This is a genomic window from Microcystis sp. LE19-84.1B (genome assembly GCF_027531875.1).
GTDB lineage: Bacteria > Cyanobacteriota > Cyanobacteriia > Cyanobacteriales > Microcystaceae > Microcystis > Microcystis panniformis.
Genome location: NZ_JAPZSR010000021.1, coordinates 1 through 26722, shown reverse-complemented (window position 1 = coordinate 26722; position 26722 = coordinate 1). Strand labels below are relative to the sequence as shown.

The following is a 26722-nucleotide window of genomic DNA, read 5'->3' as shown; positions in this document are numbered from 1 at the left end:
AGAAGGGAATCAGCTTTAAACCTTGTCCGTCAACTATCCATTCCCCTATTTTGGCGCTCCCCGCTTCAAAGTGGGGGACAAAATGAGGTAAGGTAAAAAAGCTGTGCCTATAACCGAGACTATGAGCGTTGAATGGCAATCCGTAAAAACCTACGAGGATATTCTCTACCATAAATGGGGGGGAATCGCCAAAATTACCATCAATCGACCCCATAAGCGTAATGCCTTCCGTCCGAAGACAGTTTTTGAGCTTTATGACGCTTTCTGTGATGCTCGCGAGGATGCGCGCATTGGAGTAGTATTGCTCACGGGTGCAGGTCCCCACAGCGACGGCAAATATGCTTTTTGTTCCGGCGGCGATCAGACGGTGCGCGGTCAGGCGGGTTATATTGGCGATGATGGCGTACCCCGGCTCAATGTGCTGGATTTACAGAAATTAATTCGCTCCATCCCCAAGGTAGTTATCGCGCTGGTGGCAGGTTATGCGGTCGGGGGCGGTCATGTTTTACACTTGGTTTGTGATTTAACCTTAGCAGCGGATAACGCCATTTTTGGCCAGACCGGTCCGAAAGTGGGCAGTTTTGACGGCGGTTTTGGCTCTAGTTATCTGGCCCGGGTAGTGGGTCAGAAAAAAGCTCGCGAGATTTGGTTTCTCTGTCGGCAGTATAACGCCCAACAAGCTTTAGCAATGGGTTTGGTTAACCATGTCGTCCCGGTGGCGGAATTAGAGCAGGAAGGGATTAAATGGTCCTTAGAAATTCTCGAAAAAAGTCCCTTGGCGATTCGCTGCCTAAAATCGGCTTTTAATGCTGATTGTGATGGTCAAGCGGGTTTACAGGAGTTAGCGGGTAATGCCACTTTACTCTACTATATGACCGCCGAAGGAGCCGAAGGTAAACAGGCTTTCCTCGAAAAACGTCCCCCCGATTTTAGTCAATATCCCTGGCTACCCTAATCAGTGATCAGTAAACAGTAATCAGTAATCGGTGGGAAGTTGGGGAGAAAAAAGCTGACGGCTGATAGCTAAAAGCTTGGCTGCCGCTTCAGATTCAGGCTCGCAGGCTATCTTCTCGCTGAAATTGCTATTAAAATTTCAATGCCATATATATATCTTATCAATAGAATAATACTCAATCAGAAATATTGAACTTACTAAAAATTGCTTGACAGATTAAGTAAAAATACTTATCATCGTTTCACATCGGCTTACAACAACTTCATATCACCATGAAAAAACTCCCTGCATTAGGTGTTGCATTGGGCGTCAGTTTAGCATTGCTTAATAGTGCCAAAGCAGATGCGGCTATCGTCAGTTACGAAAGCGAGTTTTCTCGCTTTTTGCCTTCTACTTTTAAGCCTGGCGATACTTTTGATTTAAGTTTCAGAATTGATAATTCTCGAAGACCAAGACCAATTCGTATTCACAAGATCATATATATTGTTGTGACTCCTCGGGGGAAGATAATAATTACATTGTTCTTTGAAAAATTGTCATCACAATCCTCTTCTAAATTTACAACTCCCCGTGGCGCGATCCCAGCAGATGGTATTGATCTGACCTTAGCTGGTTCCAAGGCTTTTGCTATAACCAATGGCTTTGTACCCTTTAACTTCAAAATTACCCGTTCAGATATACTAGCTGCCTATTTATCCTTGTCATTGGACACAGATGGTTTAGTTGCAGGGGATGGGTTTGTTGCTTCTCTTAATTTAAACGGAAAAAGCATCGGTTCACAAGCCTTTGAACCTGATTTAAACGTTATAGAAAATATCGGTATCGGTTCAGAAGCCTTTGAACGTTTGGACACCTCTGAACGTTTGGACACCGCTGGTTTAGTTGCAGGGGATGGGTTTGTTGATTCTCTTAATTTAAACGGAAAAAGCATCGGTTCACAAGCCTTTGAACCTGATTTAAACGTTATAGAAAATATCGGTATCGCTTCACAAGCCTTTGAACCTAATTTAAACGCAAGAAGTATCGGTATCGCTTCACAAGCTATACCAGAGCCTAGCACAGTGTTGGCAATTTTAACTCTTGGAGGTGCCATGGCCACATTCAAGAAAAAATCTCGGCCTTTAGGGATGAAAGATTCCCAAGATAATGCCGCCTAACGCGATTTTTCACAAGCAATGGCAGAGATGGTTAATTGCCCTCTCCCTTTCTGGGAGAGGGAGAGGGAGAGGGAGAGGGCGACGAATAAAGAAAAATGCTATTAATACTCCATACTCCCACTGATCAGCTATGCTAGTTTAGAGAGAGTAGTTAGGTTCGGTAGCAGCATTGGTTTCAAACAGAAGCGGTTTTTCCCTGATGGCCTTGACTGGGTTGTGTCCGATCTCCTTCTCGAAATGGCTGTGATATTGGGAGACAATCCATGACGATTTACGTTGGTAATCTGGTTTATGAAGTCACGAAAGAGGACTTGCAGGGTGTATTCGCTGAATACGGCACGGTTGTTCGCGTTTACTTGCCCGTAGATCAAGCAACGGGTAAAATGCGCGGTTTTGGTTTTGTGGAAATGTCCTCCGATGAGGAAGAAGCAAAAGCGATCGAAACTCTTGACGGGGCCGAATGGATGGGACGACAGATGAAAGTCAACAAAGCTCGTCCCAGAGAAGATAATTTTGGCGGTGGCGGCGGCGGTGAGCGGAAAAACTTCGGGCGCCGCGAACGTTAAAGAGATTCTTGTAAAATTCCAGAAGCGGTTATTTTTGATAACCGCTTTCCTATTGATAATTAATCAATCTGCGTTTGTTTTCTAACATCCTAATACTCGATACGGACATTTCATCGTTTTGACGAAAAAAGCCAACGGACGCGAGGATATCCGTTCGTCCATAGATTCATAGATAGGAAAAATCAAGATTTGATTCGCACCTACTCCTGTCCACCTTATTTGTTCTGATTTTCCCATCATCATCCAACCGCTGCCATAAACTTTGACAAAAAATGAAGATAGCAATCATCACAGCAACTCCCCAAAATGTCAAGCTCGGAAGTGGTACTTTCGTTGGGAATATCCATCTGACTAAAGAGTTGCGCTCCCAGGGTCATGTGGTTGATGTCTTCTCTCCAACCAAAGCATCGGGGCCGTTAGGCTATATGGCGCATCGTTTTCTTTGGAATTGGCGACTCGATCCCCGTCGCTTTGACCACTATGATGTGGTGGTGGGTTACGATATGGATGGTTACGCCATCAGCGATCGCCTAAAAGTCCCTTTTATTGTTTATATTCACGGTATTATTGCCGATGAAGCCACCTTTGAGCGGGGTTGGGTGCGAACTTCCTTAGAATTGATGGCAAAGGCCGAGAAAGTGAGCGTCCATCGCGCTGATCTGGTCATCTCTACCAGTGAGTATTCCCGTACTAGACTCAAGCAACTTTATCAGTATGATGGCAATATCGAAATTGTTCATTCTCTAATTGATCTCAAAGGGTGGGATGCAGCGACCACCTCGGTGAAGCATGAGGAAAAAAAACGCGAGCAGAGGAGGCCGACAGTGTTTTGTGTCGGTGTCCAGTATCCCCGCAAAAATGTTGCCACTTTGATCCGCGCTGCCGCAATTCTCCGCCATCAAATACCCGATGTGGAGGTAAGAATTGCCAGCAAAGGTCCTGAATGGAATAATTTACGCCGTCTGGCACAAGAACTCAATTTAGAGCAAAATGTTACTTTTCTCGGCTATCTTTCCTATCAAGAACTGATCCAAGAATATCTTGATTGTCAAGTTTTTTGTTTACCTAGTCTGCAAGAAGGATTTGGCCTAGTTTTTGCTGAAGCTATGGCCAGTTATAAACCGATTGTCGCTAGTCGTTCTTCCTCGACACCGGAGTTGATTGAAGATGGTGTACAAGGTCTATTAGCCAATCCCTTAGATGCCGAAGATTTAGCCAGTAAATTAGCAGAAGTGCTTCTCAATCCAGAAAAAGCTCGTTCCTTAGGGAAGGCAGGTAGAGCGAAAGTTTCAGAATTTGATGCGCCGATTATTGCCCAACGTTTCAGTCAGTTATTAACCAATTTTCTGGAAAAATAGATTAACTTTGACAATAAAAGTTCAACCACTAACGCACAGCGTATAAATGGAAAATATCCACGAATGTCAAAGGTAGTAATTCTCTTTTTTCTAGTTGAATTTTGAAGCCATTATCCGTCAGCATTTGGCTTATTTGCTTTAAGCGTCCCTTTTTATCGTGAATTTCAGCCACTATTTGCTTAATTTTTGGCCAGTCTTTAGCTTCGATGCCTTGAAATACTTCGTATTCTTCTCCTTCCACATCAATTTTCAATAAATCGATTGAGTCAATACCGAGTTCATTAATTACGGAGGATAGAGTTCTTACTTCACAGGCTACTTGTTCTTTTTCTTGGAAAAACTCTTCAAACAAATTTTCTATTTTTTGGGAATTCTGATCCACTTTAATATCTTCTAATTCAGCCAGGGTATCCTCTGGCTTTGTGGTTGAATTAGCAGACATATTGGGATAAAAAGTAAAGATTTTTGCTGGGTTATTTTCCGAACTTAATCCACAGTTAAATAAAACAACATCCTCTAAAGAATGCAAATGAATATTTTTTTGCAAAACATCAAAAGTTGGCTTGATTGGCTCAAAGGCGAAAACTTTTGCTGTTGGTTCAACTCCCTTGACAAAAATAGAGAATAGACCGATATTGGCTCCAACATCAAAGATCACATCGCCTTCTTTGATGACGATATCATGCCCTTCATATTGCCTTTCAGTAAATATTTCCGAAAAAATGTATTCTGTTTCCTCTTTGCTACTACTGTAGTAACATTCCAATCCATTAGAAAAAGTAATTTTTTTGGCAATCACCGTTGATGTATAGTTGTAATCCAGGACAAAATTATATTAACACCACGAATCGCTCCCCGTCAAGAATGAGGTGACAAGCCTTCTTTTTAGGCAGGAGAATTGTCAGATTCTGTCTTTTGCCTCTTGCCTTCAAAAGCTGATAACTGATCACTGATAACTGATAACTGAAATGACGGACTTAAGCCACCTTTTTCCGTGATTCAAGGATGGGGTGAATAATTGTCCAGGCCAGGACGATAATTAAAGCCAAGATACCAAAACGAGCCATAGAAGTAACTAACTGGTGCAAGGGGAACAAACGGCCTAAAAAGAAAGATAATGTCACCATAATCGTCGCCCACACCGTTGCTCCGCCCAGATTACAGAGGAAAAAGCGACCGTAGGGCATTCGGGCAATTCCCGCCATGGGACCTGCAAAGATTCTTAACAAAGCCACGAAGCGACCGAAAAAGACCGCCCGGGGTGCATTTTTACTAAATTGTTCCTTGGCTAATTCTAGTTTTTGAGGCGGAATCCGAAAGAATTTGCCAACTTTTAACAAAAACGGCCAACCTCCAGCGCGACCGAGCCAATAGCCAAAATTATCGCCCAAAACCGCTCCTGTAATTGCGCTGACTAAAACTAACCAATAGTTCAAATCACCGCTACCGGCAAGGAAGCCGCCGACAATGGTGATGGTTTCTCCCGGGATGGGAATCCCCATATTTTCGAGGGTGATGCCGATAAATACTGCCCAGTATCCGTATTGGTGGGCGATTTCTTCAATATTTTCTAGGGATAATAGCTCTAGGGACATGGAGCGCTTTCTTAACAAAGGTTTACGAATATTCTAAGATATTTTTACAGTATTTAACCGTGGCTGAACATGACTTTTCCCAGTATTGATTTATTAGCAATTCGTCGGGGTGAGATAAAAGATTTAGGGGGCATGAACTTGTCAGGGGCTGATTTAGCGGGTGCAGACCTAGCCGGGGCGAATTTACGGGCAAATTTACGCGGTGCTGACCTGACGGGGGCAAATTTAAGGGGAGCAGATTTTCGTAATGCCGATTTACGCGGGGCAATTCTCCTCGATGCGATCGTGACTGGGGCAAGTTTGGCCGGCGCTTTTTTAGCCGGGGCGGTTTTTAATCATCTAGATTTGTCCGGGGCGGATTTTCGCGGTGTCGATGGCCGGGGAGCGAGTTTTGTCGGGGCGATTTTAACCCAAGCGGATTTTACTAGCGCTAATCTGTCCGGGGCAGATCTGTCAGCTACCGATTTAGAGGAAGCAATTTTTTTCGGGGCGATTTTACGGGGAACAAATTTTACTGATGCCAATCTTCTTTGTGCTAGTTTAGCCTCGGCAGTAACCACGGGGGCAATTTTCGATCGAGCTTGTTTAGAAGGGACAGGATTAACCTAAGTAGGTAGTCGTTAAAAATTATCAGACACCCCCCTTATCAAGGAGGGACTAAGGGGGGACTAAGGGGGGATCAAGGGGGGACTAAGGGGGGATCAGAGGCAAAATCTATCTTCAATTTAATTATAACTACTTACTTAAATGGCTGATAGATAAAAGAAGATGAGTTTCTAATCAGTTGCTATCTACCTCCACGTCTCCAGCTATTCTGAACCATTTAACACCTTTTCTGCCCAGGGTCTTCCTCTTGGTCAAATTGATCAAGTTTTTGTCATCCTCCACCAGAAAATTTAGTTTAATTGTCTGGGTAATCAGTGCAGTTATTGAAGAATTTTTCCCAACTAATTAGGCAATCAACCTAGTTCCTTAAGGGAACCTAGAAGGAAAGATTATGCACAAAAATGATAGGATTGATCGATACCTAGCTGCCGTTAATCGCCCTCGATGAGATCTTTACGCCAACTTTACCGCTATTTAAGTTTATTTTGCCTCTGTCTTCTTCTGACTGTGGGCTGTCAGTCCACTAATTCCAATTTACCCCAGGGAGATAGCGATCGCCTGATGATTGGGACAACCCTAAAACCACGCTCGATCGATCCGGCCGATAGTTATGAGTTAGCGGGACTTTTTATTATTTATAATCTCGGTGAAACTCTCTACACCTACGCCGAAGGAACCACTAATTTAAAGCCTCTCCTTGCCACGGAATTGCCCCAAATTAGCCCCGATGGTTTGACTTATACTATCCCAGTACGTCGGGGAGTTATCTTTCATGATGGCACGGTTTTTAACGCAGAGGCGATGAAGTTTTCCCTAGAAAGATTTATCAAAAATGGTGGCGAACCTTCCTTTCTTCTCCGGGATACAATTGATAAAATCACCGCCAGCAAAGAGGACGAAATTACTATTAAATTAACCAGACCTTTTGCCGCCTTTCCCGCTCTTTTAGCTTATCCCGGAGCCTGTGCGGTTTCACCCAAATTTTATCAAATTGGCGAAGGTAAATTTAAACCCGAAGAATTTATCGGCACAGGACATTATCGATTAAAAGCAGTTACTAGCGATTCTTTTAGTTTAGAAGCCTTCGATCGCTATTGGGGAGAACCAGCCAAAAATAAGGGAGTTAATGTGCAAATTTATCTCTCGAATCCTGCCAATTTATTTAACGGTTTTCAGACGGGAGCGGTGGATATTGCCTATCAATCTTTACTGCCTCCTCAAGTGAGAAAATTACGCACAGAAGCAGCTCAGGGAAAATGGCAAGCGATCGAATCTTCTGGGGCAGCAATTAACTTTATGAGCGTCAATCTCAAAAGTGAACCCACCGATAATATTTTAGTGCGACAAGCAATTGCTTCTCTAGTCGATCGAGATTTACTTAATGATCGCATTTTACAAGGTCAAGGCATCCCTCTTTTTAGTCTCATTCCTACTACTTTTTCCGAGTCACAACCGGTGTTTAAAGAGCGCTATGGCAACCATAATATAGAGCAAGCAAAACAATTACTAAAAACTGCTGGTTATAGTCCAGAAAAACCGGCAATTGTAGAAGTTTGGCACTCCTCGGGATCGATCACTTCCAGCAGCGTGGCAGCAGTGATGAAAGCTCTAGCAAAACGGGATTTAGATAATATGATTCAATTTGAACCTAATAGTATTCTAGGAGCAGCCTTTTTCCGTAATATTAGCCAGGGACTTTATACCACTGCTCTATCTAATTGGTATCCCGATTTTTTGGATGCAGATAACTATATTTATCCCTTTTTAGATTGTGCTAAAGGATCCCCAGAAACTGGCTGCGAAGAGGGAGGATCGCAAAGTCAAGGCTCATTTTTTTACAGTCAAGAAATGAATCAATTAATCGCCCAATCCCGTCGGGAAAGTAACCCAGCCAAAAGAAAGCAGATTTTTGGCAAAATTCAAGAAATTCTCGCCGATGAAGTTCCCTATATTCCCCTTTGGCAAACCAAGGAATACGCTTTTGCTCGCAATGGCATCACGGGAGTTATCATCAATCCCAGTCAGACTTTTCCCTTTTGGACAATTGCCAAAAAATCCTGATAATTAATTATTAGGAGTCAGGAGATAGGGTGGTCACTGCGTGCGCGTTGCGGAGGGTTTTGGGGTGATAGGGTGATGAGACAGCTTCCCCACTTCCCCACTTCCCCACTTCCCCACTTCCCCACTTCCCCACTTCCCCACTTCCCTTCCTCATTCTCCATTTTCCTATGAAACTAACAGCAATGTCCTTTAATATTCGCTACGATAAACCCGATACCGATGAGCGTAATTGGCGAGTAAGAAGGGAGGCAGTAGCGGCTTTAATTGCTCACTATTCTCCCGATATAATTGGTACTCAGGAAGCTCGCGCTAATCAACTATTGGATCTACACCGTTTATTGCCAAAATACCAAAGTCTAGGCAGCGATCGCAGAGGGACAGGATTAGATGAACATTGTGCGATTTTATATCAACCAAGTCGGTTAAAATGTTTAGAAATATACGAATTTTGGCTATCAGAAACTCCCGATATTGTTGGCAGTATCACTGAAGCTTGGGGTAATCCTTATCCCCGCATGGTAACGGGGGCTAAATTTCGCACTCTTGAGGGGCAAACTTTGCAGTTTTATAATACCCATCTCGATTACTATAGCGACAAGGCTAAGGACTTAGGTGCTAAGTGCATACAGGAGCATTTTTGTCAACTAGATTTAACAAAAGATTACCTATTTTTAACGGGGGATTTTAATGTTAATTCTCAGCAATTACCCCGTCAGATTTTAACTCAAACTCTCCAGTCAGAAATTAAATTAAAGGACACTTTAGCAGATTTGGAATTAGCAGAACAAATGAGCTTTAATAATTACACCGATACCCCTTATTTAGCCATCGATACAATTTATTATGATAGCCGTTTGCAGTTAGATTGGGCAAAAGTAGATCGTTCTCGTTGGTTGAATCTTATTCCTTCCGATCATTATCCCGTAATTGCTGCTTTTACCTTGCCCTAAAAATAGATGATTTTTTTATTTAGCAAATATATAGAGGGTAAAAGCTTCAGCAGACTTTGGTGATTCGGTGATTAAATTTGTTAAGTAGGTGGGTGGAATTAAATATAAGATGAACGTAGGTTGGGTTGAAGCATGAAACCCAACGCCCCGATGGGTTACGCTACCGTTAACCCATCCTACAAATGATTGTGCCTCCCTACTTAAGTTTTTTCTTGTTTAAAAAACTTAATAAGTGCTATTTTTGTCGCTATTATCGAGGCAACTCTGTTTATTTTGCTCCGGGGATTAGTTACCAATCCTCTGTTTATTTGATTAATTCCACCCCATCTTTGCCGTCAATCTCTTGTAGATAAACTTTTACCTGTTCCTCGGCTGCGGTGGGTAGTTTTTTGCCAGTAAAATCTGGGTGAATTGGTAATTCCCGATGACCACGATCAACGAGGACTAATAAGCGGATTTTTTGCGGTCTGCCATACTCAATAATAGCATTAAAAGCGGCGCGGATTGTGCGACCTTTATAGATAACATCATCAACTAAAATCACGGTTTTTCCCGTGACATCTAGGGGCATTTTGGTTTTAGCCGGAGTGCGAGTTTTAATGCGATCAAGATCGTCGCGATAGAAGGTAATATCGATCGCTCCTACGGGAACTTTTACCCCTTCTAAGCTCTCAATTTGACTAGCAATTAAATTAGCTAAAGGCACTCCTCGCGTGTAGATACCGATCAAAATCAAGTTATTTAAATCGCCACTTTTTTCGATAACTTCGGAAGCTAAACGGGTAATAGTGCGACGAATTTCGTCAGCCGAGAGAATTTCAATTAACTGTGAGGTCATAATTTTCCAAAACAAGGGGGGATAGGGAAATTTTTACAGTAATGGTCTTTTTTTTACTTTTTCTTTTTTCCTTTAAAACCATCTCTATCATTAAAGAATATAATTGTTTTCATCTACTTATTTTACCTCGATCGCTCATGAGTGATGAATTATTGCAAAAATCTGCCCTAGAATTAGCCCAACTGATTCGCACTAAACAAATCTCCCCCCTAGAATTAACCCATTTATACCTCGACAGAATTGAGAAATTTGACAGTCAAATCGGTGGTTTTGTCCATGTCGCCGGGGAAAGCGCCCTAGCCACCGCCAGCATCCAAACGGAACAATTAAGTCAAATCACCGATACTGCCGAATTACCGCCTTTTTTTGGAGTTCCCACCGCCATTAAAGACTTAAATGCCGTCGCTGGAATGCCAGTTAGTTACGGAGTCGCCGCTTTACAGGGAAATATCGCCCAATACGACGAAGGAATCGTCACCAGAATGAAAATGGCGGGTTTTATCCTTCTGGGCAAAACTGCCACTTCCCAGCTAGGTTCCTTTCCCTACACCGAAAATCCGGGTTTTTTGCCGACTCGTAACCCTTTCAACCGCGATTATACCGCAGGAGGTTCCAGTGGCGGCGCGGCGGCGGCGGTAGCGGCGGGTTTCTGCCCGATTGCCCAGGGTTCCGACGGTGGTGGGTCCATTCGTACTCCGGCGGGTTGTTGCGGTTTGGTGGGGATAAAACCCAGTCGTGGGCGGGTTTCCTATGCCCCGGTGGGGGAATTTCAAAGCGGTATCGCCACTAACGGCACTCTTTCTAAGACGGTGGCAGATGGCGCGGCGCTGCTTACCGTGATTTCGGGCTATACGACGGGCGATCCCTACTGGCTACCCGATCCGCCCTTTTCTTTCCTAGAAGCCACTCAGAGAGCCGTAAAACCCCTGAGAATCGCTTTTTCTACTTCCATATCCCCCTTTGGCGAGGCGGCTTCCGTTTATAAAAATGCTGTCCTCGCTACGGCTAAAATTTTAGAGGACATGGGGCATCATTTAACCGAGTATTCTCCCGATTTACAGGCTTTAATCGCTCCTTTTCGCCGTATTTGGCAAGCGGGAACGGCAGCGACGGGAATTCCCAGGCAGCTATTAAGTCCCCTTAACCAATGGTTATTAGAGAATTCTGGCAGTGCGGGGGAGTACCTGCAAGCAGTGCAGCAGATGCACATTATTTCGCGGCAAATTGTGGCGATGTTTGATAATTTTGATGTCTTACTTTTGCCCATTTTCCTACATCAACCCCCCGGAATTGGTGAGTGGGAAAATTTACCACCGCAAGAAGCGATTAATAAGATGATTCGTTGGATTGCTCCTTCTCCGATTGCTAATGCGAGTGGTTTACCCGCGATTGCTTTACCCACAGGGGTTGATAGTCAGGGTTTACCCGTGGCAATTCAGTTAGTGGGTAAACCTGCTGATGAAATCACTTTGTTAGGTTTATCGGCACAATTAGAGGCAGCTAATCCTTTCGGTTTGATGGCTAATTTTAACTAGCAAGACTTTCGGTAAATTGGGGAATGGAAGCGATAAGTTTACGGGTGTAATCGCTTTGGGGAAAGTTGATAATTTCGTTTGCTGTACCAATTTCCTCAATTTTACCTTTATTCATCACCATAATTCGATCGCTCATAAATCTGACAACACTTAAATCGTGGGAAATAAAGATATAAGTGAGATTAAATTCCTGCTGTAATTCTTTGAGTAAATTTAAGACTCCCGCTTGTACGGAAACATCTAAAGCAGAGACAGATTCATCACAGATAATAAACTGAGGATTTAAGGCTAAAGCGCGAGCAATACACACCCTTTGGCGTTGTCCTCCTGATAATTGATGGGGATAGCGATCGAACCAATTAGGATCAAGTTTAACTCGTTCTAATAAATATTCTACTCGTTGCCGTTGCTTTTGGGAATTGCCGCCGGTATGATGAATAACCATCGGTTCTAAAATTGCTTTACCAATGGATAAACGGGGATTCAGGGAGTTGTAGGGATTCTGAAAAATTATCTGTAATTCCCGTCGCAGTAGTCTTAATTTTGGCTCACTGGGGTTTAATTTAGCCAGATTTTCTCCTCGGAAATAGATATCTCCAGAAGTAGCAGGAATTAAGCGCAGAATTGTCCTTGCTAAGGTGGATTTTCCGCAGCCCGACTCACCGACTAAACCGAGGGTTTCCCCCTGTTTAACGGCAAAACTGATCTGATCTACGGCATTAAAAAAGGTCTTTACTTGCCCGAAAACTCCCTTAACTGGAAATCTAACCGATAAATTTTCTACTGATAAAATATTCTCGTGATTCTGTAAACCTTCGATTCTGCTTTCTTCCTCTTGGAGAGTAATAAACTTAACTTCCGGTGGAGTAATTTCCTGTAGTTTAATAATCTTACCTTGAGAGTCTTTTTCCACTCGTAAAAAATCGCTGACGGTGGGTAATTTTTCTGGACGAGAGTTTAAGCGAGGACGACAGGCAAGTAAACCTTTTGTGTAGGGATGTTGGGGATAATTTAATACTTCTTCTTTAGTTCCCTGTTCGACAATTTCTCCTTGATACATTACGACAATTTGATCGGCAATTTCGTTAATAACTCCTAAATCGTGGGAGATAAAAACCATTGACATTTCTCGATCGCTTTTACACAAATCTCGTAATAATCTTAATATTTCTGCTTGGACAGTTACATCTAAAGCAGTGGTTGGTTCATCAGCAATTAATAGAGTAGGATTACAAGAAATCGCCATGGCAATCATTACCCTTTGTAATTGTCCCCCCGATAATTCGTGAGGATAACGCTTGAGAATTGTCTCTTTTTGTTCCTGAATATAAGTTCTAATTTTTTCCCTGACATGACCCTTATTTTCTAAGGGAAAAGTTTCTATATACTTCTCCTCTAACTGTTCATCACTAGGTAATAAGCGCACTTCTTGCAGTAGAGAGATTGCTTGATTTTTGGCCTGTTCGGGGGTAACTTTTTGATGCAGTAAAATTGCTTCGGTGAGTTGAAACCCGATGTTATACACTGGATTAAGAGAACTCATTGGTTCTTGGAAAATCATCGCCATTTCTCCCCCGCGATAATAACGCAATTCTTCTGGGGGAATAGATAATAAATCCACTGCTTGCATTGACTGACCTTTTGCCGGACGAAAGCAAATTTCTCCCCCGGTAATTTTCCCTGGAGAGGGAACCAATCCCATGAGTGCGAGGGAGGTGACGGATTTTCCTGAACCCGACTCCCCCACACAACCGAGAACTTGACCTTTCTGCAAGCTAAAACTAATGTTATTAACGGCGACTGTTGTTCTTTTCTGATTAGAAAATTCAACGGTGAGATGGCGAACGTCGAGAACTTTGTTATCCATAGCTCTTTAACTGGTGAAACCTAGCATCATCTTAACCTAAGTTGTCAATTTTAACTATATAGCAGTTATCTTATTGGTGAGGTGGGAAGTTTTACTTACCCAATCAGGTTACACTGCATCTTGATGAGAAAAGCTATATTCACCTTCACCCATCAACAAATAAGAGGTAAGCTATTTTTAGCTACAAGAAGACCCAGAGAATAGGGAGGCTAAAGTTTAAAACCAAACCTTTTGTTGTCCAGTTATACCATAAGAGTTAAGGATAAACACAAAGGCACAAAGAACACAAACAGAAAGACAGATTCGATTGACTGATAATACTAAATCCGGTTATTAAAGACTGATTATTTATTGTCCCTATTGCCTATTGCCTATTGCATGAGTGCCTGTCCTGATAAGTAGGGAGGCACAATTATTTGTAGGATGGGTTAGCGGTAGCGTAACCCATCGGGGTGTTGGGTTTCATGCTTCAACCCAACCTACGTTCTGTCACGATGATAAATCGGCATCAGATGGAAGCCAAGATGGCAACCAAAAGATGTCAAGTTGTATCCTTAACAAGGGAACAATCAGACTAGGAGCCGTGTGAGGTGAAAGTCTCATGCACGGTTCTGAATGGGAGGGGAGGTCGGTGACGACCTTCTCGACCCCTAATAGTATTGTCAAGTTTTGTAGAAAATAAGAGTTAAGGTCGGTTAAGCGTCAAAACATCGAGGCTTTTCCTTGATCCTGGCAATGTAAACTTTGATTAAGAGAAAGACTTCTAGCTCCGATCCGATGTTATATTAATAATTGAAGCTAAAGAAAAAAGCTTCCCTGACAGATCAACTGGCAAGGTTATAAGGTCAAATTCACAAAGGAGTAAACCCTGTTAAAGTTACATTCTGTCTCGATAACGACGATAACAGCGACCGACCTGAACGCTCATATTTCCTAGAGTAGAGAACAAGGGAGTTAGGCAATTGCAACTAAGGTTCAATGCTTCTCCAACCAGTCTCAAGTTATGAGGGGAAATACCTGAGAATCGGTAAACTGGTCGCTGTTATTGTTTGTCAACACAAGTAATTGATAATTGCAGTCGCTCTCCTTTGATGAGATAATAGAAAGTCTTCTGTTCAAAAGGATATCGATAGGATGCGACTCTCTCAACAGCTTTTTGTCACCCTCCGGGAAGACCCAGCCGAGGCGGAAATCCCTAGTCATAAATGCTTAGTCCGTGCTGGTTACATTCGTCGCATCGGCAGCGGTATTTACGCCTATTTACCCCTGATGTGGCGGGTTTTACAGAAAGTCTCCCAGATAGTCCGGGAAGAAATGAACAAAGCCGGCGCCCAAGAATGTTTACTTCCCCAACTGCAACCGGCGGAACTCTGGCAAGAATCAGGCCGTTGGGACACCTACACAAAAGCGGAAGGGATTATGTTTGCCCTGACGGACCGGCAAAAGCGGGAGTTAGGATTAGGACCGACTCACGAAGAAGTAATTACTGCCGTCGCTCGTGATTTAATTCGTTCCTATCGACAATTACCAGTTAATTTATATCAGATTCAAACTAAATTTCGCGATGAAATTCGCCCTCGTTTTGGTTTAATGCGGGGACGAGAATTTATTATGAAAGATGCCTATTCTTTCAATCTCGACGAGGAATGTTTAAAGAAAACCTATCAAGCGATGGATATAGCTTACCGCAATATTTTCCGCCGTTGTGGGTTAGCTTTTCGGGCAGTAGAAGCGGATTCTGGAGCGATTGGCGGTTCCGCATCCCAAGAATTTATGGTCTTAGCTGATGCTGGAGAAGATGAGGTTTTATTTACCGCCGATGAAAAGTATGCGGCTAATGTGGAAAAAGCCGTTTCTTTGCCGGCAGATAAAGTGGCTTCTCCCTTGAAAAAGTTTGCTAAAAAAGAGACTCCTAACACCAACACGATCGAAAGTTTAGCTAAATTTCTCGATTGTTCTGCCACTGCTATCGTCAAGAATGTTCTCTACGAAGTGGTTTATGATAGCGGCATAACTGTTTTAGTTTTGGTGAGCATTCGGGGCGATCAAGAGGTTAATGAAGTTAAACTACAAAATGAATTAGTTAGACAGGCGAGCCGTTACAATGCTAAAACAATTTTGGCTTTAAAAATCCCCGATGCTGCCGCTCAACAGAAATGGGCAACTAAACCTTTACCTTTGGGTTATATTGCTCCCGACTTAGAAGATAATTTGCTCAAAAAAGCCAGCGATATAGCTCCTAAGTTTTTACGCATAGCAGACAACACGGTGACAGACTTAGAAAACTTTATTACCGGTGCCAATGAAACCGGGTTTCATGTAGTGGGAGCCAATTGGGGTCAAGATTTTATCTTACCGGAATTAATCGTCGATCTACGCAAAGCCAGGGTAGGCGATCGAGCTATTCACGATCCTAATCAAACCTTGCAAAGTGCTAGAGGAATTGAAGTCGGTCATATCTTCCAATTGGGCTATAAATATTCTCAAGCTATGAATGCTTTTTATACTAATGAAGCGGGAGAATCTACCCCCATTTGTATGGGTTGTTATGGCATAGGAGTATCGCGTTTAGCACAGGCGGCCGTAGAACAATCCTACGATAAAGATGGCATTATTTGGCCCGTAGCTATTGCCCCTTATCAAGCGATTGTGGTTATTCCTAATTTAGCCGATGCCGAGCAGGTAAAAACCGCCGAAAGTTTATACAATGAGTTAAATCAAGCCGGCATTGAAACCCTTTTAGATGACCGGGGTGAACGTGCGGGAGTTAAGTTCAAAGATGCGGATTTAATTGGGATTCCCTATCGCATTGTCACGGGTAAATCTCTCAAATCGGGTAAGGTGGAATTAGTCGAAAGAGCCAGTAAAAAAGCGTCAGAAGTAGCAATTAATGAGGTGGTTTCCTATTTAAAAACTGCTATTTCAAAGATATCTGATTAAGTGATTAAATATACAGATAATTTTGCTTGTTTATGGGTCTGATGAGCGAAGATGGCTGGTTTAAGGCATCAAAAACTGTTCCCTGTTCCCACTCAAAGACTTTTTCAGCATTACTGTTTGAGTTTTGGGGGATTTTTCTCTAAAGCAGCTAATAAGTAGGGAGGCACAATTATTTGTAGGATGGGTTAGCGGTAGCGTAACATGAGCGGGGGTTGGGTTTCATGCTTCAACCCAACCTACGTTCATCTTATATTTAATTCCACCCACCTACTTAGGGCTGGCTGAATAATGGTAAAACCCTTTTAAAATAAGGCTTTTGACCTGTTAAAATCCGATGTTAGTGCCAGAATATAGGATTGGGACATTCAAAAACCTGGCATTATTCTTTTTGTAGTACATAAACTGGTACAAAAAAAGAAGGGCAACAAAGCCTGAAACGACCGACTCCTAACCCCACCAACAAACTTTTTCAGCAAACCCTAACTAAGACTTGCTCCAGTGGAATATGAGTCAGAAAAAATGTTTTTCCTTCCGAATCTCGCAAAGCTTCTAGATAGGTATCAATTCCTCGCGGTTCGGGCCAATTTTCAACATCTGCTAAATGCAAAGCAATTTAATGTGACTTCCTCGTTGACTGTGAATAGTAAAGCCAAATCGAGCGAGAATTTTGATCACGTCTTTGCCTGATAGTTGTTTCAGTTTAGGCATATTCAGGCTGTAACTCAACCGTAATCTGTAGAGAAGGTTTGGCAACTAGACCAAACTCACTAGGCTCTTCTCCTTCTAAATGTAATAAGACAGCTTCTTTGAGATTATTAACCACCTCATCTAAGGTATTTCCCTGGGTCACAACCGAAATTTCCGCGCATTCGGCTACATATTCTTGTTGTTCACCAGAATAAATAATTGCCGTAATTTTTGAACTTAATTCAGCCATAATTGCTCAGATAAAATTCGTTTTGAGTGTAATATAGTATATTTTGGCTATGGGGAAATAGCCTGAAAAATTGGGAGAGATTTGTCTCGTGCAGTGTAGTCTTCGATAAGCAGTTCTAGGACTTCAAGGGCATTTTGTAGGGCTGCATTGTAGGTTTTTCCACGAGTATAAGCATAGGGTACAAATTCAGGGAGATGGGCGATAAATTTGTTGTATTGTTGTGACCATTGAATAAAAATACTATAGTGATAATTCATGGGTTGTCTCCTTGATTTAATTTTGCTAGTTCCTGAAGTGCATTTCTTACGTCTTTTTCCTGGTAGCGATCATCATCACTACTATCTTTGCCTGACAGGGTCAAGCTATATTCTAAACGTGGATGACTTCAGGCGTTATGACCGCTCTTACCTAATCTCCATAGTGTGTTTTGGTACGAATAATCAGAATAGTTTGATCGTCTTCATAAATTTCATAAAGCAGACGATCTTTTCTATTTAGGCGATAGGAATACAAGCCTTCTAAATCGCCTTTTAAGGATTTGCCAATATAGGGATTAATTGCAATTATGTTAGTTAAAATTTCTTGAAGTTTGACTTTTTGTTTTTGGGTGAGTTCGTCGGTATCTTTTCGCGCTTGTTTAGAAAAGACAATTGTGTAGGTTGTTATCCAAATACTTGTTCCATTATCAGGGTTTCTCCTGCGGCATATTCTCGTCGTGCTGATGCAATATGTTGTAATAGTTTGGAATCTTGCATGAGTTCGGAGGTTTCAGCTAAGGATTCCCATTCTTCTTGAGTGATGAGAATATAACTGCGATTTTCACGAACGATCACTACTCCATCGGGTTCTTTTTCAGTGCGATCGCAGAGTTCTTCTAGGTTGGCTTTGGCGTAATCAACGGTGACTTGATACATAAATCGCTTACGGTTTGTGGGGATTACTCTTAATAATAAAGCAAAAATTGTTTCTTGGCTGACGTTTTCATTATTTATTTTGGGCTTTTTGGTTCTGATCGAGAAGAAGGCGATATAACAACTTCAGTAATGATCTAAGCCGTAACTTGCATAATGTTTATTTTGGCTTTTCCGAGATCATGGTATAAAATGTTCTATGAACGGTTAAATACTAGGAGATATTACTGAACCGAGAATATTTGGGCTATGCGGAAATAGCCTGGAGAGGTGGGAGAGATTTGTCTCGTGCAGTGTAGTCTTCGATAAGGAGATCTAGGACTTCCAGAGCATTTTGCAAGGCTGCATGGTAGGTTTCACCATGGGTATGAGCATAGGGTCCAAATTCAGGGAGATGGGCGATAAATTTGTTGTCTTCTTGTGACCATTGAATAAAAATACTATAGTGATAATTCATTGTTTATATCCTCAATTTCTTGAAAAACTTCTTCTAAAAAAGGAGCTTTTGAGCTTACTATATTATCTTCATGTCGATCATGCTTATGATGAGGAAATGAAGGAAAATTAAGTTTTTGATGATGAGGAGCATTATCATAACGGAAAATTAAATCACCTTTTTGATTGATATAGTGGTAAGAATATTTGCCTCGGTTTATGCTGATCTCTACTTCGACAAATTCTCGAATATAGAGCCGAGAGCCGTCAATAAAGGTAATATTTCCTCTAATAAAACCGAGACTCTCTGTCCGTTTTTCTGTGTCAAGTTCAAAAGTTTGGATCATGGATGAGTTTGTTAGAAGTTTTCTAATTCTCTCAAAGTAAGTCTCAATCAACAAATTCAATCTCCTTAATGATGGCTATTTTTTGCTGTATTTTGTCAAGCATCCATGATTCTCCTAACCATTCATCAAAATCTTCACTGTGTTGTAATTGATCGTTGGTAAACAAATCAACAAACTGCTCTGTTGACCATTGATATTGAGTTTCAAATTCTTTTAAGCGAGCTTGAGTTTTTTGTAATCCGCTTTCTAAGTCCTGTAGCCGATTATTCAGATCGGTTTTAATCATTGCTTTAAGAGATTCTGGTTGACTAGAGCGCAGTTTAATTAGGTTTGTTGAGTTTGATTCTAGCGGTTGGGTTTGCATAGTGATTTTTTTCTTGTCAGTGTTAATTTAGAGTAAAAAATGATTGCCACTCCATTGGGTTCTTTTGAAGTTTATTTTGGCTTTTACGAGATCATGGTGTAAAATGTTCTATGAACGGTTAAACAATGGAAGATGTTACTGAACTGGTGCTTATCTTTAATTGTACTGCTTCTCATTGCAACTGTTGTTGCGCTAGTGACGCAGCGACTATAAACAACGATGAGGTAAAAAAATGAAGCTCAAAATCTGCAAAATCGGCAACTCATTAGGAGCCTCTTTCCCCAAAGAAGTTCTCGACAAACTCCAGGTGGGAGAAGGAGATACGATATACGTCACCGAAACGCCAGACGGGGTACAGTTAACCACCTACGACCCAGAATTAGAGCAAATTATGGAAGCAGCTTCTCAAGTTACCCGCCGTTATCGCAACGCTCTGCGGGAATTGGCTAAGTGAGCGAAATCATCTGGATTAGTGAACAAGCAGCCAGGGCAATTCACCACCAGCAACTCGCTCTCTTTGGCGGAGCCGAAGGCATCCTCGACCCGAAAAAACTCTCCAGCGCCCTCGCCAGACCTCGTCATCTCCACACTTACAACCCCGATGTCAGCCTGTACCAATTAGCCGCCGCTTATTGCTGGGGACTGGCAAAAAATCACCCCTTTGTGGACGGCAACAAGCGCACCGCTTTCGTCGTCATGGCGACTTTTCTCCAAGTTAATGGCATTGAGTTAATCGCTCCAGAAGCCGAGGTGGTGGCAACTATGCTGGCGGTGGCGGCTGGCGAGATGTCCGAAGAAGAACTTAGTGCTTGGCTTCAAGGCATAAATTGAATAAAGTGGAGGATTTCTGGAAGTAAATAAGAACGAAACAAAATAATACTCCCGTATCGCATAAAATCATAATTCTAAGCCTTGCTTGCGATATTTTTCTAGTAGTTGCTGTTTGATGTTCATGTTTTTTATTCTTCCTTTAAAAAAAGCTAATTTTGTCTTAGGTTACGCAACATTTCCACCATTTCGGGGGGAAAGCGTTGGCTTAATTCCTCATCAGGAAGTTGGGACAGCATCAGATTATAATTACTTTTTACTGTTTGAGTGTTGGGGTGATTTTCTCCTAATTTTTCCGAACAAATAGCAATCGCTCTTTGATAGAGAGATTCTGCTTCTGTGTATTTCCCTTGAGACTGATAAAGATCCGCCAGATTGTTGAGACTGTTGGCCACATGAGGATGCTCTGCTCCTAATTGCTTTTCCCGAATCGCCAGTGCTCGCAAATAGAGGGGTTCTGCTTCTGCGTATTTCCCTTGAGCGCGATAAAGATCCGCCAGATTGTTGAGACTGTTGGCCACATCAGAATGCTCTTCTCCTAATTGCTTTTCCCAAATTGCCAGCGAGCGCAAAAAGAGAGGTTCTGCTTCTGCGTATTTCCCTTGATCATAATAAAGACCAGCCAGATTGTTGAGACTGTTGGCCACATCAGGATGCTCTTCTCCTAATTGCTTTTCTGTAATCGCCAGCGCTCGCAAAAAGAGAGGTTCTGCTTTTGCGTATTTCCCTTGAAAATCATAAAGTAACGCCAAATTGTTGAGACTGGTCGCCACTTCAGGATGGTCGGAGCCTAATTGCTTTTCCGTAATCCCCAGCGAGTGCAAAAAGAGAGGTTCTGCTTCTGCGTATTTCCCTTGAGCGCAATAAAGATTCGCCAGATTGTTGAGACTGGTCGCCACAGCAGGATGCTCTTTTCCTAATAGCTTTTCCCGAATCGCCAGCGAGTGCAAAAAGAGAGGTTCTGCTTCTTTGTATTTCCCTTGATCTTGATAAAGACTCGCCAGATTGTTGAGATTAGAAGCAACACTAGGATTATTGCCACCAAATAACTCTTCATGGATTTTTAATCCTTGTAAAAATAGAGATTCTGCTTGAGCAAAATCACCTTGATATTTATAAGAAATCCCTAAATTGCTCAAAGCATTGGCTTCTGATGTTTTATCACCAATTTGCTGGGCAATTTCTAATTGTTTTTGAAAATATTCAATTGCTTGCTGATATTGTCCTAAGGATTGATAAGTAATCCCCAGATTTCCGAAAGCATTTGCTAGGGCAAGAATATCGCCGATCTCCTTAGCAATTGCTAATTGTTCTTGAAGATGTGCAATTGCTTCTTGATACTGCCCTAAAGACTGATAAGCCGCTCCCAAATTACCTAAAGTATTCGCCAGCGAATACCGATCATTGGTTTCTCTAATAATTACTAATTGTTGCTGAAGATATTGTACTGCTTCTCTATATTGACCCCAAGATTGATAAATCATTGCTAACCGGCCAAGAGCAAAAACCTCAGATTGTTTATCACCAATATCCTGAGCTTTTTTTAAGAGCTTTTGATAGATTTTAGGATTATGTTTTTTGGGCGTAATCTGATCAAAGTTCTCAAGATTTAACTCTGTTTCATAATTACTAGCCTGAGCCGAATTAGTTTGATTTTTATGAATCTGAATCATCATTATCCTCCAATAAATTTAAAAATTGCTCAAATTGTGATTCTGCGGATTGAATTGCCTGAATCCATTCTGATAATTCTTTAACTGTTATATTAACTTTGCCCTCCTGTTGACGAGCATTTCCCTTAAGTTCGTAGAAAATTGCTCTCAATTTACATAGACTTCCAATGCTGTAATCAAGATTAGAAAGAGAAGTCGAAATAGACTTGGAACTCTCACTCGTTGTATCTAATTTAGCAGGGTTTTGTTTAACCTGCTCCCCTACAGGCGGCTGTAGTCAAAAATTATTAATCGGTTGCTCCTCACTAACCACTACTTTTTTAGACGCTCTTTCACCCCCATTAAATAACGATTAAAAGTCGGAAAATAACGTCGAAAAGTACTTTCGGTATCCAGTTCCGCTTCATAGGTTAATGAAACAAAAGGCGGTAGAGTCGAGATCGCCGCTTTTAACTTAGCCGCCGCAGGCGTATTCGGTGCATTTAACTTGGCGAGAATTTGCTGCAATAACGCTAAAATTTCTGAAGAAAGTTGATCGGGTTGTTGTTGAACCGTCTCAACCTCTGTCACTAATTCGGCCACAATCGGTTCCGCTTCTTCATTGCTAATCGTCAAATCTTCTGTCATTTGGCTGATTAATTGCCATTGATCCCGTTCCAAATCGCGAATTTGTTCGCGTAAATCTTCTATTTGCTGTTTTAGTCGCACCTTTTCTTCAGGAGCAATGGTCACGAAGGTATCGCGTTTATTGGCTAATTGCTCTTTTAAACGGGTGATATTTTTATCTAGATTTTTTAGTTCTGCGGCTGACATAGATATTTTGTCCGTAAGTTTTGGTCGTAAATGTAAGTTTTAGACGTAAGCCTTACGCCTCTAAGAGTTTAGCGGATTACTCTGATCATAAAGCAAAAATTGCTTCTTGGCTGATGTTTTCATCATTTATTTCGGGGTTATCGGTTCTAACTGAGAGGAAGGCGATAAGCGTTTACATTGTTACTCTCTCCCTTGTAATAATTGCTCTACTGTTAACCCAATATCACTAGCAATGACCCCTTAATAAAGTCGGTGAAATATGAAATGTGAAATGTGGGAGCATCTCACCTTTGTAACCCCTAAATCAGGTTTTTATGTCAAGCTATTTTGAAAGCCTTGCTAGAAACCAGTTTTAGGGATAAGTATAATTACTCACTTGCATAAATGAGATGCTCCCTGAAATGTGAAATGTGAAATATCCCGTCCTTTATGAAAAGGAACCGTCGTACTGCGACCATCATCATGGCGAAATTGTTTGTGGGAACCACGCTGACGGACTTGGACAAATCCCCGCTTTTCCAACAGGCGAATCACCTCTGATGCTTTCAGGACTGGAATTTTACTCATACTAAGCAACGGCAATTTGTTGTGTACCAATAAACTCAGTTTCCAGAGAAATATCTTCATCCTCTAATAACATTTCAATCACCTCTTTTAAATTTTCTCGCAACTCATCTAAGGTTTCTCCTTAGCAATGCGCTCCCAGCAATCCGGGAACATAACTAACATAGAAATTAGTCCCTAGATTTCTTTCGATAATTGCTGTAAATAGTTTCATAAAGTACCTCGCCTTTTAGACTATAATTATACAGTAAAGATCGCTTCGGTGGGATCATGGTTGATACAGTAAAGTTAATGCAGGTATCACTCTCTCGTCATTACATAATTATTAATAACATAAATCTCACTCATACTAAGCACAGTTTCCCTAAGCTGTTACCCATTTAAACTGGGTATGATAGTGTTAAAAAATGAACTATAAAACTCGCTCTTTCCCTTTGTTTTAAGCAGTAATTTAGATACGTCAGCAGTTTAACTCGCACAAATTTTTAACTGGGATTGTTGCTATACTGGTGGCTCTTGACAAAAGACCATGTTAATTATTTTTCTGATAAGGATTATTAGTCACCTTTTCATGTACTATGGGTCTATGGCAATATTTTTGAAGGATCACGATCGATGCAATCCCTAAGGCTCAGAGTTAAAACTGCTTGGAGAAGCAAAAAAGCAAGGATGATTATATCGTTCCTATTGCTTTTTATCTTCATGCCAATTTTTCTTTATGCTTGTTTTAGTGATCTTCCTAACCAATCATCGGAGCAACGGCAAGGAACCCTTTTGGTTTGGTATCCAGAAGAGGGCAATTTAACTGAAGTACTAGGTCTCGGTTTGCAAGAGTTTGAAAAATTAAATCCGCAGGTGACAATTCTTGAACAAGCTATTCCTATCGATGAGATACCCGAACGTTTTTTTAAACAATCTCAAAGCGGATTGGGTGCGAGTGTTATTCTAATTTTTTCGAGAAATATACCTAGATTAGTATCTGAAGGGGTACTGGGGGAAATTGACCGAAAAAATCTAGATTTATCTATCTATAATCCCCCAACCCTGAAACAAGTTAGCTATCAAGGAAAAATCTATGGCATTCCCTTAGGTTCTCGTACTCGTGTACTGTGTTACAATCAAAAAAAATTACAAGTTAGTACCGATCCGCTGCTGAAGCAACCTCCCACCAGTTTAGAGGGATTAGTGGAACGTGCCCGCAAAGGTTATTCTGTGGGGATGGTGTCCTCTTTTGAAGATACTTTTTGGGGAATGGCAATTTTTGGCAGCTATTTGTGGGATGATCAGGGTAGGCTGCAACCTCGCTTGGATGGTTGGGCAAAATGGCTAGAATGGCTAAAATTTGCCTCGTCACAGCCTAATTTTATCCTCAATCGTCAACGGGAATTACTTCATGATGCCTTTGCTAGAGGTCGCTTAACCTATTATGTGTGTAATTCTATTGAAATTGCCGATTTAAAAAACAGCCTCCAAGATGATCTCAGAGTCGCTTTACTTCCCCAAGACACTCAAGGTAAAGCAGCACCAATTCTCTATACACGGGTGATGGTATTCAATCGTAATAATAGTGATAATGAAAATAGTTTGGGATTAGCTTTAGGAAAATTTCTCACCAATCCCGAACAACAATTGCAAGCAATCATCCAAACAGAAAGTTTTATTCCCACTAATCGACGGGTACAGATCGAAGGAAATTTACTACCGATCGAATCAGTATTATTACAACAATCTCACAATGCCGTGGCAGTTCCTCTCGATGATTGGGAAAAGTTGAATAAAATTTTAGAAGAGGGAGAATTTTGGTATGAAAGAGCGATCGCTGGTGAAATATCTTCCTCAACAGCAGCCCACCAACTGACACTTTATATTCAATCAGATCTTGCTGAGGAAGTCGGGAAAATAAATTAATTATGAACAACAATATTCCCTCTCTTTCGGAAATAATTGCTAACCAATTATTATTTTTAGGACGCAGAAATGTTCAAAATCAATTAATGATTATTTTTCTCTGTTTAATTCTTGCTTGGTTATTGTCAAAATGGTTATGGTCTTACTTAGAAAAAAGATTTCCTCACGTCACCAGTTTTATTCACAGTGATAAAAAATTAACCCTCCGTCAATATTTTGCTATCCTGATACAGTTTCTTAATTTTCCAGTTATTAGTATAATTTTACTTGACTTAAATTATCTAATTTTTTTCAGTCAAAATTGGACAAGAGGAATGATTAGTTTATCTATAAAACTCCTGTGGTTTTATTTAGTTTATCGTGGTTTATTAGCTGGACTATACGCCAAGTTTTCCGTCAATACAATTAAATATTATCATTTTCGTCTTTTAGCACCTTTATTGGTGTTATTTCTCCTGAGAACCATTATTGTTTTCTACAATAATATTCAGGAAATCGCCCAAGTATCTCCTTTCAATTTATTCAATAGTCCGATCACATTGGGAAGCATATTTATTTTGATAATAGCTCCCTATTTTCTGGTAATTGTTGTTGATCTTATAGAGACTATAATTCTGAGTGTTGCTAATTTAAATCAGCAAGCTAGTCGCGGTGAAATTGAAGCAACTTTGCTGTTAGGACGTTATTTTTTCATTGTCTTAGGTTTTATTATCATCTTGGGTTATGTGGGAGTTAATGCCACGGCAATAGCGGCAATTACTGGCGGTTTATCGGTGGGTATTGGTTTCGGTCTGCAGCAAGTAGTAAGTAATTTTATTAGCGGTATTTTACTATTATTTGAAAAAGTTCTCAAACCCGGTGATATCATTAATATTGAAGGGCAAACTTCTCAGGTAAAAAAGCTAGGTATTCGAGCGACAACAGTGCAAATCCTCACGGATAATTCCGAAAAAATTATCCCCAATCAAAAGTTTTTTACTGAGGATGTCACCACCTATACGGGTAGTGATAACTTGATTTATTGTTCAATTGTTATCGGAGTTGGTTATCAGTCTAACGCACAACAGGTGATGAATTTATTGCTAGACATTGCTAATCAACATCCTCACATACTTCAAAACCCGCAACCAGTAGCCTTTTTTCTTAATTTTGGTGATTCTAGTTTAAACTTTGAATTAAAGTTCTGGTTGGATGATATTAACGGGAAAAAGCGAGTAATTAGTGATATTAATTGTGTTATTCTTGAGCGGTTTACTCAACAGGCTATCGAGATTCCCTTCCCGCAACAAGATATTCATATTCGCAATAATTAGGGTTTGCTGAAAAAGCTTTTCCTAGGGGCAGGGTGTGACCCCCCCCAACCCTAGGGTCGTTTCATTCTCTGAAATGTCATTCTCTCAAATCCTTATCTGGCAACGTTTTTAGTCGATTTCTCGGAAATACATAGCTGAAAATTTTTAAAAACGTCGTGCTTTGCTTACCTCATAAGCGATTAAAGGTAGCAAAAAAAGAAT

General features: G+C 41.2%; 30 protein-coding genes. 13 read left to right on the top strand and 17 right to left on the bottom strand.

Features of this window, described 5'->3' with window-relative positions; translation table 11 throughout:
• Positions 1-121: 121 nt before the first annotated feature.
• The 4 genes from menB (at position 122) to O9324_RS01035 (ending at position 4036) form a co-directional block, all read left to right on the top strand.
• Complete coding sequence (gene menB, locus O9324_RS01050) at positions 122-955, top strand: 1,4-dihydroxy-2-naphthoyl-CoA synthase (RefSeq protein WP_002769878.1); 834 nt, start codon at positions 122-124, stop codon at positions 953-955.
• Between the two features lie 272 nt (positions 956-1227).
• Positions 1228-2112 (top strand): PEP-CTERM sorting domain-containing protein, encoded by an 885-nt coding sequence (locus O9324_RS01045; RefSeq protein ID WP_288139249.1) that lies wholly within the window; start codon positions 1228-1230, stop codon positions 2110-2112.
• Positions 2113-2375: 263 nt separating this feature from the next.
• On the top strand, positions 2376-2678 hold the full coding sequence (gene rbp / locus O9324_RS01040) for an RNA-binding regulator (protein ID WP_004161448.1): 303 nt from the start codon (positions 2376-2378) through the stop codon (positions 2676-2678).
• 272 nt (positions 2679-2950) lie between these two features.
• The gene (locus tag O9324_RS01035) at positions 2951-4036 is read left to right on the top strand and encodes a glycosyltransferase family 4 protein (protein WP_288139248.1); all 1086 of its coding nucleotides are present in this window, start codon (positions 2951-2953) and stop codon (positions 4034-4036) included.
• Between the two features lie 28 nt (positions 4037-4064).
• On the opposite strand, the gene O9324_RS01030 is transcribed toward O9324_RS01035, so the two are convergent.
• Together O9324_RS01030 and O9324_RS01025 are read right to left on the bottom strand one after the other, a co-directional pair.
• Positions 4065-4835, bottom strand: a complete 771-nt coding sequence (locus tag O9324_RS01030) for an FkbM family methyltransferase (RefSeq protein WP_288139247.1) — start codon at positions 4833-4835, stop codon at positions 4065-4067.
• 178 nt (positions 4836-5013) lie between these two features.
• Positions 5014-5631 carry a DedA family protein gene (locus tag O9324_RS01025; RefSeq protein ID WP_002769870.1) on the bottom strand — a complete coding sequence of 206 codons (618 nt, stop codon included), beginning with the start codon at positions 5629-5631 and terminating at the stop codon, positions 5014-5016.
• Between the two features lie 69 nt (positions 5632-5700).
• On the opposite strand from O9324_RS01025, the gene O9324_RS01020 reads away from it, so the two are divergent.
• Both O9324_RS01020 and O9324_RS01015 read left to right on the top strand, forming a co-directional pair.
• Complete coding sequence (locus O9324_RS01020) at positions 5701-6240, top strand: pentapeptide repeat-containing protein (RefSeq protein ID WP_002769868.1); 540 nt, start codon at positions 5701-5703, stop codon at positions 6238-6240.
• A gap of 441 nt (positions 6241-6681) precedes the next feature.
• Positions 6682-8298 carry an ABC transporter substrate-binding protein gene (locus O9324_RS01015; protein ID WP_288139246.1) on the top strand — a complete coding sequence of 539 codons (1617 nt, stop codon included), beginning with the start codon at positions 6682-6684 and terminating at the stop codon, positions 8296-8298.
• Positions 8299-8308: 10 nt separating this feature from the next.
• Here the strand turns inward: O9324_RS01015 and O9324_RS01010 are convergent, their stop codons facing one another.
• Positions 8309-8452, bottom strand: a complete 144-nt coding sequence (locus tag O9324_RS01010) for a hypothetical protein (protein ID WP_287704834.1) — start codon at positions 8450-8452, stop codon at positions 8309-8311.
• A gap of 13 nt (positions 8453-8465) precedes the next feature.
• On the opposite strand from O9324_RS01010, the gene O9324_RS01005 reads away from it, so the two are divergent.
• Positions 8466-9248: an endonuclease/exonuclease/phosphatase family protein gene (locus O9324_RS01005; RefSeq protein WP_288139245.1), complete on the top strand. Its 783-nt coding sequence runs from the start codon at positions 8466-8468 to the stop codon at positions 9246-9248.
• A 304-nt stretch (positions 9249-9552) separates the two neighbouring features.
• Here O9324_RS01005 and pyrR read toward each other — a convergent pair whose 3' ends face one another.
• Positions 9553-10086 (bottom strand): bifunctional pyr operon transcriptional regulator/uracil phosphoribosyltransferase PyrR, encoded by a 534-nt coding sequence (gene pyrR / locus O9324_RS01000; RefSeq protein ID WP_002769862.1) that lies wholly within the window; start codon positions 10084-10086, stop codon positions 9553-9555.
• A gap of 137 nt (positions 10087-10223) precedes the next feature.
• Here pyrR and O9324_RS00995 point away from each other — a divergent pair, with 137 nt between their 5' ends.
• The gene (locus tag O9324_RS00995; RefSeq protein ID WP_288139244.1) at positions 10224-11621 is read left to right on the top strand and encodes an amidase; all 1398 of its coding nucleotides are present in this window, start codon (positions 10224-10226) and stop codon (positions 11619-11621) included.
• Here the strand turns inward: O9324_RS00995 and O9324_RS00990 are convergent.
• Positions 11614-13488, bottom strand: coding sequence for an ABC transporter ATP-binding protein (locus tag O9324_RS00990; RefSeq protein WP_288139243.1), 1875 nt, complete (start codon positions 13486-13488; stop codon positions 11614-11616). The genes O9324_RS00995 and O9324_RS00990 overlap by 8 nt on opposite strands.
• A 1134-nt stretch (positions 13489-14622) precedes the next feature.
• Between O9324_RS00990 and O9324_RS00985 the strand changes: the two genes are divergently transcribed.
• Complete coding sequence (locus O9324_RS00985; protein WP_288139242.1) at positions 14623-16428, top strand: proline--tRNA ligase; 1806 nt, start codon at positions 14623-14625, stop codon at positions 16426-16428.
• A 597-nt stretch (positions 16429-17025) separates the two neighbouring features.
• Here the strand turns inward: O9324_RS00985 and O9324_RS00980 are convergent.
• From O9324_RS00980 to O9324_RS00945, 8 genes are all read right to left on the bottom strand, one after another.
• Positions 17026-17136, bottom strand: a complete 111-nt coding sequence (locus O9324_RS00980) for a type II toxin-antitoxin system HicA family toxin (protein WP_223211819.1) — start codon at positions 17134-17136, stop codon at positions 17026-17028.
• Positions 17129-17365: a type II toxin-antitoxin system HicB family antitoxin gene (locus O9324_RS00975; RefSeq protein ID WP_002767776.1), complete on the bottom strand. Its 237-nt coding sequence runs from the start codon at positions 17363-17365 to the stop codon at positions 17129-17131. Before O9324_RS00975 ends, O9324_RS00980 begins: the two co-directional genes overlap by 8 nt.
• 47 nt (positions 17366-17412) lie before the next feature.
• Positions 17413-17622 (bottom strand): type II toxin-antitoxin system HicB family antitoxin, encoded by a 210-nt coding sequence (locus O9324_RS00970; RefSeq protein ID WP_288139241.1) that lies wholly within the window; start codon positions 17620-17622, stop codon positions 17413-17415.
• A gap of 151 nt (positions 17623-17773) precedes the next feature.
• Positions 17774-18016 carry a type II toxin-antitoxin system mRNA interferase toxin, RelE/StbE family gene (locus O9324_RS00965; RefSeq protein ID WP_502846561.1) on the bottom strand — a complete coding sequence of 81 codons (243 nt, stop codon included), beginning with the start codon at positions 18014-18016 and terminating at the stop codon, positions 17774-17776.
• Between the two features lie 11 nt (positions 18017-18027).
• On the bottom strand, positions 18028-18279 hold the full coding sequence (locus O9324_RS00960; protein WP_002802114.1) for a type II toxin-antitoxin system Phd/YefM family antitoxin: 252 nt from the start codon (positions 18277-18279) through the stop codon (positions 18028-18030).
• 244 nt (positions 18280-18523) lie between these two features.
• Positions 18524-18733, bottom strand: a complete 210-nt coding sequence (locus O9324_RS00955) for a type II toxin-antitoxin system HicB family antitoxin (protein ID WP_287628547.1) — start codon at positions 18731-18733, stop codon at positions 18524-18526.
• Entirely contained in the window at positions 18717-19109 is a 393-nt protein-coding gene (locus O9324_RS00950; protein ID WP_502846560.1) for a toxin-antitoxin system TumE family protein, read from the bottom strand. The genes O9324_RS00955 and O9324_RS00950 overlap by 17 nt, the downstream gene beginning before the upstream one ends.
• Positions 19102-19422 (bottom strand): hypothetical protein, encoded by a 321-nt coding sequence (locus O9324_RS00945; RefSeq protein WP_287628545.1) that lies wholly within the window; start codon positions 19420-19422, stop codon positions 19102-19104. Before O9324_RS00945 ends, O9324_RS00950 begins: the two co-directional genes overlap by 8 nt.
• 232 nt (positions 19423-19654) lie before the next feature.
• Between O9324_RS00945 and O9324_RS00940 the strand changes: the two genes are divergently transcribed.
• Both O9324_RS00940 and O9324_RS00935 read left to right on the top strand, forming a co-directional pair.
• Positions 19655-19876 (top strand): AbrB/MazE/SpoVT family DNA-binding domain-containing protein, encoded by a 222-nt coding sequence (locus O9324_RS00940; RefSeq protein WP_002767769.1) that lies wholly within the window; start codon positions 19655-19657, stop codon positions 19874-19876.
• Complete coding sequence (locus O9324_RS00935) at positions 19873-20253, top strand: type II toxin-antitoxin system death-on-curing family toxin (RefSeq protein WP_288139240.1); 381 nt, start codon at positions 19873-19875, stop codon at positions 20251-20253. Before O9324_RS00940 ends, O9324_RS00935 begins: the two co-directional genes overlap by 4 nt.
• A 149-nt stretch (positions 20254-20402) precedes the next feature.
• On the opposite strand, the gene O9324_RS00930 is transcribed toward O9324_RS00935, so the two are convergent.
• From O9324_RS00930 to O9324_RS00915, 4 genes are all read right to left on the bottom strand, one after another.
• Positions 20403-21926 carry a tetratricopeptide repeat protein gene (locus O9324_RS00930; protein ID WP_502846559.1) on the bottom strand — a complete coding sequence of 508 codons (1524 nt, stop codon included), beginning with the start codon at positions 21924-21926 and terminating at the stop codon, positions 20403-20405.
• Positions 21907-22074: a hypothetical protein gene (locus O9324_RS00925; protein ID WP_288139238.1), complete on the bottom strand. Its 168-nt coding sequence runs from the start codon at positions 22072-22074 to the stop codon at positions 21907-21909. Before O9324_RS00925 ends, O9324_RS00930 begins: the two co-directional genes overlap by 20 nt.
• A 161-nt stretch (positions 22075-22235) precedes the next feature.
• Positions 22236-22736, bottom strand: coding sequence for a hypothetical protein (locus tag O9324_RS00920; RefSeq protein WP_002767764.1), 501 nt, complete (start codon positions 22734-22736; stop codon positions 22236-22238).
• A 372-nt stretch (positions 22737-23108) separates the two neighbouring features.
• Positions 23109-23303, bottom strand: coding sequence for a type II toxin-antitoxin system HicA family toxin (locus tag O9324_RS00915; protein WP_288139237.1), 195 nt, complete (start codon positions 23301-23303; stop codon positions 23109-23111).
• A 612-nt stretch (positions 23304-23915) separates the two neighbouring features.
• Between O9324_RS00915 and O9324_RS00910 the strand changes: the two genes are divergently transcribed.
• Entirely contained in the window at positions 23916-25208 is a 1293-nt protein-coding gene (locus O9324_RS00910) for a sugar ABC transporter substrate-binding protein (RefSeq protein WP_288139236.1), read from the top strand.
• 2 nt (positions 25209-25210) lie between these two features.
• The gene (locus O9324_RS00905; protein ID WP_288139235.1) at positions 25211-26521 is read left to right on the top strand and encodes a mechanosensitive ion channel family protein; all 1311 of its coding nucleotides are present in this window, start codon (positions 25211-25213) and stop codon (positions 26519-26521) included.
• The last annotated feature ends 201 nt before the right edge of the window (positions 26522-26722 follow it).